This is a genomic window from Micromonospora sp. CPCC 205539 (assembly GCF_036906815.1).
Taxonomy (GTDB): Bacteria; Actinomycetota; Actinomycetes; order Mycobacteriales; family Micromonosporaceae; genus Micromonospora.
This window is the reverse complement of sequence record NZ_JBAKHW010000010.1, coordinates 109,710-121,864: the sequence shown is the minus strand read 5'-3', so window position 1 is coordinate 121,864 and position 12,155 is coordinate 109,710. Positions and strand designations below refer to the sequence as shown.

Below are 12,155 nucleotides of genomic sequence, written 5' to 3'. Positions count from 1 at the left end.
CGGACCCTCAGCGACCGAGGACGAGGTAGGCGAGACCGAGAACCCCGCGGTAGACCTCGACGTACTGGCGTAGCCGGTCGTCGAGTTCCGCGCGGACCTCTGCCGCGCGGGGGTCCTCCGGGTACCGCAGCAGCCACTCCTGGCGGCCCGCGAGCCAGGTGGACTCGAAGTCGTCCCACTCCCGTTGGTCAGCGGTGCTCACGTGCAGCACCCGCCAGCCCCGCTCGCGGACGGCCTCGATGAGGCCCGGCAGGGCGGTGACCTCGGTGCCGAAGATCTGCTCGGCCCCCGGCGTCGGGGGACGCTCCCAGTACGCCTCGCCGAACAGCAACCGCCCGCCGGGCCGGACCAGGGTGGCGAGGGCGTCGAGGGTGGCGGCGGTGCCGCCGAAGGCGTGCGTGGCGCCGACGCAGAGGACGCGGTCGGCCGGTTCGTGCCAGTCTGCCGCCTCTCCCATCACGAAGGCGACGTGCCGGTTGAGGGAGCGGGCCGTGGCCAGTTGCCGCCCCCGGGCGAGCGCGGCAGCGTCGGTGTCGACGCCGACGCCCCTCGTCGCGACCGGGCCGACCACCCCACCGGCGGCGACGGCCCTGAGCAGCAGCTCACCCCAGCCGCAGCCCAGGTCGAGCACGCGCGCTCCGGGGCGGACGTCGAGCCGGCGCAGGAGCAGCGCCGCGTGCTCCTCCGACAGCGGCGTGTTCCAGCGCATCCGTGCGTAGCGGCTGGCGGCGAGGTCGTCGGCTGACTGCATCCGTAGATGGTGCCAGTCGTGATCGTCGGTGGTCGCCGGGCCGGCCCCGGCACGCCGGAAGCCGCAACCGTGCGTCGGGGCGTACGGCAGAATCGGTGCCATGGACGCGGACCGGTCGGGGCCGTTTCGGCGGCCGACCCGGGCGCAGGTCGCTGCGGCCGCCGGCCGGGGCCTGGTGGACGTGATCGGGCCGGATCTGCGGGTGCTGTTCTGCGGTTTCAACCCAGGTCTCTACTCCGCGGCGGTGGGGGAGCACTTCGCCCGCCGGGGCAGCCGCTTCTGGCCGGCCCTGCACCGCTCCGGCTTCACCGAGCGGGAGGTGCAGCCGTGGGAACGCGACGAGCTGCTGCGGCAGGGCCTGGGCATCACCAGCCTGAGCAACCGGGCCACCGCCCGCGCCGACGAGTTGACGTCGGCGGAGTTGGTGGCCGGGGTGACGGGGTTGGCGGTGAAGGCCGAGCGGTACCGGCCCCGGTGGGTGGCGATCCTCGGGGTGACCGCGTACCGGATCGCCTTTGTGCGGCCCGGCGCCGGGCTGGGTCCGCAGCCGGATCGACTGGGCCCAGCCCGGGTCTGGGTGCTACCCAACCCCAGCGGCCTGAACGCGCACTTCCCGCTGCCGGCGCTGACCGCCGAGTTCGCGCTGCTGCGCCAGGCGACCGAGCGCCCGCAGACCGAGCGCTAGCCGACCAACGCCTGGTAGTACGACTGCATGGCGGGGTGGTAGTCGTCGAACTGGGGGCGGGGTGAGCCGTCGCGGGCGGCGATGAACATGTCGAGGTAGTACTCCCAGCCGGCACCGATCTCGGCGATCGACTCCAGGTTGGTCAGGTGCTGCACGTACGGGTCATGCCGTGTGCTCCCTTCGGTGCGCCGCCGGAGCGCCGCTGCGGCGTTCCCGACGGGTTCGATAGACCTCGGTCTCCAGTGCGTCGAGGTGCCGCTCCCACCGATCGGTGGTGACGAGCCCGGTGAGCCAGTCGACCAACTCGGCGAGTGGACCGGGATCGAGGCGGTAGATCCTCTTCCGACCGATCAGCTCGTCGCGGACCAGCCCGCCCTCGCGCAGCACCCGCAGGTGGCGGCTGATCGCCGGCCGGCTGATCGCGAACCGCTGGGCGATGTCGCCCGCGGCGAGGGGCTCGGCGTGCAGCATGGTCAGGATCTGCCGCCGTACCGGGTCCGCGATCGCCGTGACCACCTCGTCCACAGCAGAAGCGTAACCTATGGGTTACAGGTTTGCGCGATGGGACAGCCCTGTGTCGAAGGTGGGCAGGTGATCACCTCGCCTGGCAGTCTTGCGGGCATGGCTGCCCTGCTTCGCTCCCGCGTGACCGACTGGACCGTCGCCGTACCCGTGCTCGCCGTGCTGGTGCTTCTCGTGACCTGGGGCCGGGACCTGCCGGCGGTAGTCGTCGTGCTGGTCGCGGCGCTGCTGGGCGGCGCGGTGCTGGCGGCCGTGCACCACGCGGAGGTGGTCGCCCACCGGGTGGGGGAGCCGTACGGCTCGTTGGTGCTCGCCATCGCGGTCACCGTGATCGAGGTGGCCCTGATCGTCACGCTGATGATCAGCGGACCGGAGAAGACCCAGTCGCTGGCCCGGGACACTGTCTTCGCCGCCGTCATGATCACGTGCAACGGCATCCTCGGTCTGTCGCTGCTGCTCGGCGCGCTGCGCCGACGGGTGGCGGTGTTCAACTCGGAGGGCACCGGCGGCGCACTGGCCACTGTGGTCACGCTGGCCACCCTCAGCCTGGTGATCCCGACCTTCACCACCAGCCGGCCCGGCCCGGAGTTCAGCCCGGCGCAGCTCACCTTCGCCGCCGTCGCGTCGCTCGCCCTCTACGGGCTGTTCGTGCTCGTGCAGACCGGTCGGCACCGCGACTACTTCCTGCCGGTCGACAGCGCGGGCCAGGTGGTCGACGCCGAGGAGCACGCCAAGCCGCCGTCCACCCGGGACGCGCTGGTCAGCCTGGGGCTGCTGCTGGTCGCGCTGGTCGCCGTGGTCGGTGACGCCAAGACCGTCTCGCCGACCATCGAGGCCGGGGTGGCGGCGGCCAACCTGCCCCACGCGTTCGTCGGCGTGATCATCGCTCTGCTGGTGCTGCTGCCGGAGACCCTGGCCGCGGCCCGCGCCGCCCGCCGCGACCGGGTGCAGATCAGCCTGAACCTCGCGCTCGGGTCGGCGATGGCCAGCATCGGCCTGACCATCCCGGCCATCGCGATCGCCTCGATCTGGCTGGACGGGCCGCTGCTGCTCGGCCTCGGCGGCACCCAGCTCGCGCTGCTCGCGCTCACCGCGGTGACCGGCGTGCTGACCGTGGTGCCCGGCCGGGCCACCCTGTTGCAGGGCGGGGTGCACCTGGTGCTGCTGGCCGCGTTCGTCTTCCTGGCCGCCAGCCCGTGACCCGGTGCAAACTCAGTCGGCGGCCGGCGGGCCGTCTCTGAGGCGGTCCGCGCGGGCGTACAGGTAGCGCTGCTGAGCCAGGTTCGTCGACCGCGCGGCCGCCATCCGGTACGCGTCCCGAGCGGCGGTACGTTCGCCGACCAGCTCCCACAGATGAGCCCGCGCCGCTGGCAGTCGAGGATCGTCGGCCAGCCGGGCGTCCTCGGCCAGCTCGGCGAGCAGCGCCAACCCGGCGGGCGCGCCCCGGCTCATCGCCACCGCCACGGCGTGGTTGAGTGCCACGACGGGGTTGTCGGAGATGCCGAGCAGCACCTCGTACAGGGCGGTGATCTGGGGCCAGTCGGTGGCCGCCGCGCTGGGCGCCTCGTCGTGCACCGCCGCGATGGCCGCCTGGAGCTGGTACGGCCCGACCACCCCGCGCGGCAGCGCCGCGCTGATCAGAGCGACTCCCTCGGTGATCTGGTCAGCCCGCCAGCGGCTCCGGTCCTGCTCCGCCATCGGCACCAGCTCGCCGTTGGCATCGATCCGGGCCGGGGCGCGGGCGTCGGTGAGGAGCATCAGCGCGAGCAGCCCGGTGACCTCGGGATCGTCGGGCAGCAGCCGGTGCACGAGCCGGGTCAGCCGGATCGCCTCGGCGGTCAGGTCGCCGCGCAGCAACCCGGGCCCGGCGGTGCGGGCGTACCCCTCGGTGAAGATCAGATAGAGGACGTGCAACACGGCGACGAGTCGGTCGGCACGGTCGGGGCCGATGGGCGGCGCGAACCGCAGCCCGCTGTCCCGGATCTGTTGCTTGCCCCGGCTGATCCGCCGGGTCATCGTGGCCTCGGGCACCAGGAACGCGCGGGCCACCTCGGCGGTGCTCAGCCCGCCCACCGCGCGCAGGGTGAGCGCGATCTGCGAGGCCGGCGAGAGCGCTGGATGGCAGCACAGGAACAACAGGATGAGGGTGTCGTCGGCGTCCACCGGCGGCTGGTCGGCGGCGGCGGCGTGCCACTGCTCCGGCAGCGCCCAGCCCGCCACGGTGTCCTCCCGCCGCACCCGGGCCTGCTCACTGCGCAGCAGGTCGGTGAGCCGGCGAGACGCGACGGTGATCAGCCAGCCGCGGGGGTTCGCCGGTACGCCGTCGCGCGGCCAGCCGCCCACCGCCGCGATCAGCGCCTCCTGGACGGCGTCCTCGGCGGTGTCGAAGTGCCCGTAGCGTCGTACCAGCGCGCCGAGGACCTGCGGCGCCAGCTCGCGCAGCAGGTCCTCGACGGGTCGACCGGTCGCCGGCACCCTGGATCAGCCGGCCAGGTCCTCGACGCCGTCCAACACCGGCCGCACGTCCACGTACGCGCCGGGGGTGTCCGGGTCGACCAGGCCCGAGGCGATCTCGGTGGCGCGGTCGAAGCTGGCGCACTCCACGATCGTGTAGCCCGCCAGGACCTCCTGCGTCTCCGGGTACGGGCCGTCGGTGACCACGGGCGCGCCCTCGCGCACCTGCACCCGGCGGGCGTGCACCGGCTCGCTGAGGCCCCGCGCGTCGACCAACTCGCCGGACTCGGCGAGCGCCTGGTGAACCGTCTCCATGTGCTTGTGCATCGCCGCGATCTGCTCGGCCGACATGGCCGGCCGGTCCGTCGCCCGGCCGGACAGCATGTCGTAGTCCTGCTGCGAACCGTAAAGCATGATCATGTACTTCACCGTGCCTGCCTCCTCTGTCGCCGGCGCCGACATCCAACGCCGCTCACCAGAGACGTCGAAGCCACCAACCCGATCCGGACACGCTACGACCCCAGTACCCGGCCGGGTGGTCGGTCCTGAGGTTGGCGTTGCCACCCGCCGCGCCGGGCCGGGCCGCCGCAACCACGTGATTGCCGGGGCGGGTCCGGACCCCTGGTTCGGGTCCTTTGCTCTGCTTCACCCGACGCAACACGGGCGGCATCTTTTCGTTGCGACCGTTGAAGCAGAGCAAAGGACGGACAACTGGACCGGTCACCCCGGATCCTCGGCGGGGTCGAGGCCGGGCCGCGGTCGGGGGCCGGGCCGCAGTCGGGGGCCGGGCCGCGGTTGGGGGCCGGGCCGTGGTCGGGGGCCGGGCCGGGTGGCGGGAGGTCGTTAGGTTGGGGGAATGACGGTGGTCTGGGTGGTTCTCGGGTTTGTCGCGGTGGTCGGGGGTGGGCTGTTCGGGGTTGTCGCTCGGCGTGATCGGGGACGGGTGACGTCGGTCGAGGACGGCGTGGCCGGTCGAGACGCTCGTACCCGGCAGCAGCGCTACGAGGCGCAGCGGCACGGCGAGCAGGGCGACACGTGGCAGCGCGGGCGTGACTCCACCGGCTGACGGACAGGGCAGCGGTGAACCGGCGGGCACCGACGCGCGTGAGTGTGGTGGTGGGCATGGCGGTCGTATCGTCGGGGTACTGCCCAGCGCGGCACCAGCACCAGGGGAGGGCACAGTGGAGGCACGGTCGGGACGGCACGTCCGGTGGCCGCTGGTGGGCCTGCTGATCGCCGCAGTGGTATCGGTCGCCTGCTCCGGCGGTGGCCTCGCCGATCCCGAGGGTGAGCGCCCGGCGCCGAGCGGATCGGCGGCCTCCCCGGGGCCGAGCACCACCCGGGCCGACAGCACCACCAGCGTCGCCGAGTTCGAGCAGGACGTCGCCGACGCGCAGGCCATCGCCGAGCGGTACTGGGCGGCCCAGTTCAAGGCGTCCGGGCAGCGCTTCCAGCCGGTCAAGCGAATCACCCCGTACCAGCGGGAGGGCGAGGTGTCCTGCGGCGGGCAGCCGCTGCCCCGCAACAACGCCGTCTACTGCTCGCGGGGCGACTTCATCGCCTACGACGTCAGGTGGTCGGTGGCGGCGTTCCGCCAGGTCGGCGACGCGTTCGTGTTCTACCTGCTCGGCCACGAGTACGCCCACGGCATCCAGGTGCGGCTCGGCATCAACTACAGCTTCACCATCCAGCAGGAGTTGCAGGCCGACTGCATGGCCGGGGCGTACCTCGGCGACTCGGTGCGCTCGGGCGCCCTGACCCTGGCCGAGGGCGACCTGGACGAGTTCCGAGAGGGGCTGGCGGCGGTCGGTGACGACCCCGACCAGCCCTGGTTCGCCGAGGGCGCGCACGGCACCGCCGAGCAACGCACCGACTCGTTCTTCCGCGGCTACGAGCAGTCCCTGGGTGCCTGCGACCTGGGCTGACCAGCGTTGCCCGGATCACCTGGTCGCACTCCGCCGCCATCGGCCGCGACCCGCCCTGGCAGGATCGCCAGTGTCGACCACGACCCTGGAGGATCCCCTGAGCAGCCACCATCCCGCCGCCGTGCTCTTCGACATGGACGGCACGCTGGTCGACAGCGAGAAGCTGTGGGACGTCGCGCTACAGGAACTGGCACGCGAGTACGGCGGCCAGATGTCCACCGCCGCCCGCCAGTCGATCATCGGGACCAGCATGGCCGAGTCGATGCGGATCCTGCACGACGACCTGGGTCAACCCGAACGGGACCCGGCGGTCAGCGCGGCGTGGATCAACGCCCGGATCCTGGAGCTGTTCCGCACCGGGCTGCGCTGGCGCCCCGGCGCGCTCGCGCTGCTGCGCGCGGTCCGCGCGGCGGGAATCCCCACCGCGCTGGTCACCTCCAGCGGCCGGCCACTTGTCGAGATCGCCCTGGACACACTGGGCCGGGACAGCTTCGACGCGGTGGTCTGCGGTGACGAGGTGGACGCGGCCAAGCCGCACCCGGAGCCGTACCTGACCGCCGCCCGACTGCTCGGCGTGCCGATCGAGAACTGCGTGGCGATCGAGGACTCACCGACCGGGGTCGCCAGTGCGTTCGCCTCCGGCGCCGCGGTCCTGGCGGTGCCCGCGGAGGTGCCGCTGCCGCACGCCGACGGCGTACACCAGGTGGCGAGCCTGACCGCCGTGGACCTGGAGGTGCTCGCCGCGCTGCTGGCCGCCCGGGCCGGCGCGACCGGCTGACCGCCACCGGTCAGGCGCGCTCCGCGAAGACCGCCGTGACCACCTGGTAGCCGTCGAACGCCCGGGCCGCCCCCGCGTAGGCGGCCAGGTGGATGAACAACTCGACGATCTCCTCCTTGGTCACGCCCGACTCCAGGGCGATGCGCAGCTGGCCACGCAGCGGCTCGTGGGTGCCGAGGGTGGCGGCGATCGCCACCGAGACCAGGCAACGGCTGCGCAGGTCCAGCCCTTCCCGAGGCCACACCTCACCGAAGGTCTGCACGGTGGCCAGACGGCGGAAGTCGTGCCCCACCGGCGGCTCGCCCTCGCCGAGCGGCAGCACGAGCGGCTTACCGAGCAGCCGCTCGGCGTGACCCAGTGCCCGCTGGTACGCGTCCTGATCGGTCATGTCGCCCTCCCGGCTCGGCCACCGCCGCCCCCAGGCCGCCGCCCCCAGGCCGCCGCCCCCAGGCCGCGGCACGCTGGCACGGCCAGCCTGGCAGCTCGACGCCGGTCACGAGGGCGATTCGGCCAGGTCAACGCCGGAGGCCCCCGACCGCCGTGAGCGGCGATCGGGGGCCTCCGGGTGTCACCGTTCAGTCGTGGGCGATCGCGCCCAGGACGTTGATCCGCGCCGCACGGATGGCGGGTAGCACCGCGGCCACCACCCCGATGATCGCGGCGAGACCGAGGAAGACACCCATCTGCCCCCAGGGCAGGATCAGGTCGGTAATCCCCTCGTCCTTGAGCGCCTCGACCACTGCGGCGCCGAGACCGGTGCCGACCGCCACACCGAGCAGCGCGCCGAACACCGAGATCACCACCGCCTCCACGGTGATCATGCCCATGGTCTGGCCCCGGCGCAGGCCGATCGCCCGCAGCAGCCCGAGCTCGCGGGTCCGCTCCAGCACCGACAGCGCCAGCGTGTTGATGATGCCGAGCACGGCGATCACGATGGCCAACGCCAGCAGGATCTGGATCATCGTGAGCAGCCCGTCGAGCTGACTGGTCTGCTGCTTGATGAACGCGTCCATGTCGGCCACCGACACCTCGGGGCTGTCCGCCAGCAGCGTCTCCACCTGCGGCTGCACGTCGGACACCCGAGCACCGGGGGCGAGCTGGATGAAGCCCTGGATGGGCTGCGGGATGGCGAAGTCCTTCGCGGCCTGCGCCGGCAGCGTCACCGGGTTGGTGAGCTGGGACGACTCGTAGATGCCGCTGACCGTGTACGTCCGTGCCTCGCCCCGGTTGAGCTGCACCTTCACCGTCGACCCCACCGACCAGTTACGGGACTTGGCGGTGTCGGAGCTGGCCAGCATCTCGGTCGGCCCGAGCCGGTCGATGTCGCCGGCGGTGGCCTTCGCGCCGAAGATCTGCCGCAGCGACGCGATCTCGCTGCTCGCCGCGACCCAGGTGCTCTCGCCGTCGAGCTTCGCCATGTCGCCGTACTCGCCGTCGACCAGCCGCACACCGGGCAGGGCCTTCGCCTTCTCCAGCACACCCGGGTCGAAGCTCGGCGGACGCGGACCACCCTGCTGCCCGGCGATCACCAACTCGGCCTTGATGGTGTCCTTGGCGAGCGCGCTGATGCTGCCCTTGGCCGAGTCGAGGATCACCGTGACGCCGGTGACCAGCGCGATGCCGACCATCAGCGCGGCGGCGGTGATCGCGGTCCGGCGCGGGTTGCGCCCGGAGTTGAGCCGGCCCAGCTTGCCCGGCACCGACCAGGAGAAGATCGCGCCGAGCAGGCTCACCACCGGCCGACTGATCAGCGGGGTCAGCAGCGCCACGCCGATGAAGGCGAACAGCACCCCACCGAGGATGGTGGGCAGCGTGCTACCCCTGGCGTTGCCGCTGAGCCCGAGGAACAGCAGCACCGCGCCGACGGCGGTGACCAGCGACCCGGCCACGGTGACCTTGGTCAACGGTCGGTCCGGGGTGGCCACGTCCTGCATGGCCGCGATCGGCGGGATCCGGGACGCGCGCAGCGCCGGCAGCAGGGCCGCCACCACGGTGATCACCGTGCCGACGGCGAACGAGCCGATGACCGCGGCCGCCGGGACGCCGATCCCGGCGAGGGTGAGCCCACCGGCGAGCTTGCCGAACAGGAACGCCAGCAGCGCCCCCACCCCGATGCCGGCGGCCAAGCCGAGCACCGAGGCGATCAGCCCCACCGCGATCGCCTCCAGCACCACCGAACCGATGATCTGCCGACCGCTGGCCCCGATGGCGCGCATCAGCGCCAACTCCCGGGTGCGCTGGGCGACGATGATCGAGAAGGTGTTGAGGATCAGGAAGGTGCCGACGAGCAGCGCCACCGCCGCGAAGCCGAGCAGGATCTTGTTGAAGAAGGACAGGCCCTCCTTCAAGCCGGCCGCAGCGTCCGCGGCGACCTGCTTGCCGGTCTTCACCTCGTAGTCCGGGCCGAGCGCACGGGCCACGTCGTCGCGCAGCGTCTCGTCGGAGACCCCGTCGGCAGTGCGGACGGTGATGCTGCTGAACGAGCCCGGCGTGCCGAGCATCAGCTGCTGCGCCACCGGCGTGGTGAAGAAGACCTCGTTGACCCCGCCGATCGAGTCCCGGTCACCGCTGTAACCCAGGATGCCGACGAGCGTGAAGTCCCGCTTCTTCGACTCGAACGCGGTCAGCACGCCGACCTTCTGGCCGACCTGCACCTTCGCCGCGGTGGCCAACGACTTGTTGACCACGATCTCGTCCTCGGCCTGCGGCCCGCGCCCCTCCCGCAACTGCATCAGGTCGCTCTCGCCGGTCCAGTTCTCGCCCAACTGCGGCGGGCCGAACGAGCTGATCACCTTGCCGTTGCTGCCGATCACACGAGCGCCGTCGGCGTTGACGATGCCGGTCGCCGAGGCGACCCCCGGCACCTGCTTGACCCGGTCCACCACGGCGGCGGGCAGCGGGGCGGCGGTCTGCTCGCCCTCCATCTCGCTGAGCTCCACCCTCGGCTTCGCCGCGACGTTCACGTCGATCTCGGAGAAGCCGTCGGCGAACACCGAGTCGAACGAGCGGCCCAGCGTGTCGGTCAGCACGAAGGCGCCGGAGACGAACATCACCCCGAGCACCACCGCCAACCCGGACAGGATCAGCCGGACCTTGCGGGCCAGCAGACTCTTCATTGTCGCCCGGAACATCAGTTGCCCACCTCAGCCGGAGTGTCCAGCTTCTTCATGGTGTCCAGCACCGTCTCGGCGGTCGGCTCGATCAGCTCCGAGACGATCTCCCCATCGGCGAGGAAGACCACCCGGTCGGCGTACGCGGCGGCCGTCGGGTCGTGGGTGACCATCACGATGGTCTGGCCGTGCTGGCGGACCGAGTCGCGCAGGAAGTTGAGCACCTCCGCGCCGGAGCGGGAGTCCAGGTTGCCGGTCGGCTCGTCCGCGAAGATCACCTCGGGGCGGGAGACCAGCGCCCGCGCGCACGCGACCCGCTGCTGCTGCCCACCGGAGAGCTGCGCCGGCCGGTGGTCCAGCCGGTCCCGCAGACCGACCGTGTTGATCACCGTGTCGTACCAGGCCGGGTCCGGCTTGCGCCCGGCGATGGACAGCGGCAGCAGGATGTTCTCCTTGGCGGTGAGCGTCGGCAGCAGGTTGAACTGCTGGAAGATGAAGCCGACCTTGTCCCGGCGCAGCTTCGTCAACCCCGAGTCGCCCAGCCCGGTGACCGTGGTCTCACCGATCGCCACCGTCCCCTTGGTGACCGAGTCCAAACCCGCCAGGCAGTGCATCAGCGTCGACTTGCCCGACCCCGACGGGCCCATGATCGCCGTGAACCGGCCGCGCTCGAACTCCGCGCTGACCCCCCGCAGAGCGATGACCTGTGCCTCACCGCTGCCGTACACCTTCCACACGTCATTCGCCCGGGCCGCGGCCTGCGCCTGCTGGCCTACCGTCGCGGTCACGTCATCTACCTCTTCCGTCTGTCCGAATACACGCCGCCCCCGCTGGTCCGGCGCGACCGTCTCCATCATCGGCGCTGCTCACGCCCGTCCCGTCCGCCCACGGGCGGACCCGCGGCGGATTTCGCGCTGCGGGTGCACCCCCATGCCGGCTCAGGGTTGCCCCTGACCCGACAGCCGGCCGAGTGACTTTCCCGACCGCCGCAACGCTCCGTGGCCGACGCTAGGAGCTGACGCCACGTGAGGGTCAACCGCGCCGAGCCATCTCCAGTCACGGTAGGTGAGCACGACAAGGCCGCCGTCACCCCGCGGGGGGATCTTCGGGTACGCCCGTCGGGGTACCCGCGCCCGGACCGCTACGCCCCGGGGCGGACCAGCCCCGACTCGTACGCCAGCACCACCGCCTGCACCCGGTCCCGCAACCGTAGCTTGGTCAACACGTGCCCGACGTGGGTCTTGATGGTGGTCTCGCTGACCGACAGGGCCGCCGCGATCTCGGCGTTCGACAGCCCGCGCGCCACCTGCACCAGCACCTCGCGCTCCCGGTCGGTGAGCGCGTCGAGCGCCGCCGGTGGCGCCGCCGCCGGATCGGGCAGCAGGTCGGCGAAGCGGTCCAGCAGCCGGCGCAGGATCCGCGGTGCCATCACCGCGCCCCCGCCGGCCACCGTACGGATCGCCGCGATCAGATCCTCGGCCGGCACGTCCTTCGCCAGGAACCCGCTGGCGCCGGCGCGCAGCGCGCCCACCACGTACTCGTCCAGATCGAAGGTGGTCAGCACCAGTACCCGAACCGGCAGCCGGGCGTCGACGATGGCCCGGGTCGCGGCCACCCCGTCCATCCGGGGCATCCGGATGTCCATCAGCACCACGTCGGGCAGCAGCCGGCGGGACAGCTCCACCGCCTCCAGGCCGTCCCCGGCCTCCGCCACCACGTCCAGGTCACCCTCGGCACCCAGCACCATCCGGAAACCCGTGCGCAGCAGCGGCTGGTCGTCGGCGAGCAGGATCCGCACCGGCCGTGCCGAGGCCACCCGGTCGCTCATGTCGCCTCCCTAGGCCCGCGCCGCCGCCGTGCTGACGCGGCGGTCATCCTCGCGCACCCGGGCCGCCGAGGGGAGCGAGCCCGCCGGTGCGTCGCGGATTAC

The 12,155-nt window shown here is 72.3% G+C and carries 14 protein-coding genes; 5 read left to right on the top strand and 9 right to left on the bottom strand.

What is annotated here, in order from left to right:
* Window positions 1-7: 7 nt before the first annotated feature.
* Window positions 8-751: an SAM-dependent methyltransferase gene (locus tag V6V47_RS11675; protein WP_334628137.1), complete on the bottom strand. Its 744-nt coding sequence runs from the start codon at window positions 749-751 to the stop codon at window positions 8-10.
* Window positions 752-851: 100 nt separating this feature from the next.
* On the opposite strand from V6V47_RS11675, the gene mug reads away from it, so the two are divergent.
* Window positions 852-1,436, top strand: coding sequence for a G/U mismatch-specific DNA glycosylase (gene mug / locus V6V47_RS11670; RefSeq protein WP_334628136.1), 585 nt, complete (start codon window positions 852-854; stop codon window positions 1,434-1,436).
* On the opposite strand, the gene V6V47_RS11665 is transcribed toward mug, so the two are convergent.
* Both V6V47_RS11665 and V6V47_RS11660 read right to left on the bottom strand, forming a co-directional pair.
* Entirely contained in the window at window positions 1,433-1,591 is a 159-nt protein-coding gene (locus tag V6V47_RS11665; RefSeq protein ID WP_334628135.1) for a hypothetical protein, read from the bottom strand. The genes mug and V6V47_RS11665 overlap by 4 nt on opposite strands.
* A 7-nt stretch (window positions 1,592-1,598) precedes the next feature.
* Window positions 1,599-1,961 (bottom strand): metalloregulator ArsR/SmtB family transcription factor, encoded by a 363-nt coding sequence (locus V6V47_RS11660; RefSeq protein WP_334628134.1) that lies wholly within the window; start codon window positions 1,959-1,961, stop codon window positions 1,599-1,601.
* Between the two features lie 96 nt (window positions 1,962-2,057).
* Here V6V47_RS11660 and V6V47_RS11655 point away from each other — a divergent pair, with 96 nt between their 5' ends.
* Entirely contained in the window at window positions 2,058-3,158 is a 1,101-nt protein-coding gene (locus V6V47_RS11655) for a calcium:proton antiporter (RefSeq protein ID WP_334628133.1), read from the top strand.
* Window positions 3,159-3,170: 12 nt separating this feature from the next.
* Here the strand turns inward: V6V47_RS11655 and V6V47_RS11650 are convergent, their stop codons facing one another.
* Both V6V47_RS11650 and V6V47_RS11645 read right to left on the bottom strand, forming a co-directional pair.
* On the bottom strand, window positions 3,171-4,433 hold the full coding sequence (locus V6V47_RS11650; RefSeq protein WP_334628132.1) for an RNA polymerase sigma factor: 1,263 nt from the start codon (window positions 4,431-4,433) through the stop codon (window positions 3,171-3,173).
* Window positions 4,434-4,439: 6 nt separating this feature from the next.
* The gene (locus V6V47_RS11645; RefSeq protein ID WP_334628131.1) at window positions 4,440-4,832 is read right to left on the bottom strand and encodes a YciI family protein; all 393 of its coding nucleotides are present in this window, start codon (window positions 4,830-4,832) and stop codon (window positions 4,440-4,442) included.
* Window positions 4,833-5,268: 436 nt separating this feature from the next.
* Here V6V47_RS11645 and V6V47_RS11640 point away from each other — a divergent pair, with 436 nt between their 5' ends.
* From V6V47_RS11640 to V6V47_RS11630, 3 genes are all read left to right on the top strand, one after another.
* The gene (locus V6V47_RS11640) at window positions 5,269-5,478 is read left to right on the top strand and encodes a hypothetical protein (protein WP_334628130.1); all 210 of its coding nucleotides are present in this window, start codon (window positions 5,269-5,271) and stop codon (window positions 5,476-5,478) included.
* A gap of 115 nt (window positions 5,479-5,593) precedes the next feature.
* Entirely contained in the window at window positions 5,594-6,337 is a 744-nt protein-coding gene (locus tag V6V47_RS11635) for a neutral zinc metallopeptidase (RefSeq protein WP_334628129.1), read from the top strand.
* Window positions 6,338-6,458: 121 nt separating this feature from the next.
* The gene (locus tag V6V47_RS11630) at window positions 6,459-7,115 is read left to right on the top strand and encodes an HAD family hydrolase (protein ID WP_334628188.1); all 657 of its coding nucleotides are present in this window, start codon (window positions 6,459-6,461) and stop codon (window positions 7,113-7,115) included.
* A gap of 10 nt (window positions 7,116-7,125) precedes the next feature.
* On the opposite strand, the gene V6V47_RS11625 is transcribed toward V6V47_RS11630, so the two are convergent.
* The 4 genes from V6V47_RS11625 to V6V47_RS11610 all read right to left on the bottom strand — a co-directional run bounded on the left by V6V47_RS11625 (window position 7,126) and on the right by V6V47_RS11610 (window position 12,053).
* On the bottom strand, window positions 7,126-7,503 hold the full coding sequence (locus V6V47_RS11625; RefSeq protein ID WP_334628128.1) for a carboxymuconolactone decarboxylase family protein: 378 nt from the start codon (window positions 7,501-7,503) through the stop codon (window positions 7,126-7,128).
* Window positions 7,504-7,690: 187 nt separating this feature from the next.
* Window positions 7,691-10,246: an ABC transporter permease gene (locus tag V6V47_RS11620; protein ID WP_334628127.1), complete on the bottom strand. Its 2,556-nt coding sequence runs from the start codon at window positions 10,244-10,246 to the stop codon at window positions 7,691-7,693.
* The gene (locus V6V47_RS11615; RefSeq protein WP_334628126.1) at window positions 10,246-11,013 is read right to left on the bottom strand and encodes an ABC transporter ATP-binding protein; all 768 of its coding nucleotides are present in this window, start codon (window positions 11,011-11,013) and stop codon (window positions 10,246-10,248) included. Before V6V47_RS11615 ends, V6V47_RS11620 begins: the two co-directional genes overlap by 1 nt.
* Window positions 11,014-11,366: 353 nt before the next feature.
* Entirely contained in the window at window positions 11,367-12,053 is a 687-nt protein-coding gene (locus V6V47_RS11610) for a response regulator transcription factor (RefSeq protein ID WP_334628125.1), read from the bottom strand.
* Window positions 12,054-12,155: the final 102 nt, after the last annotated feature.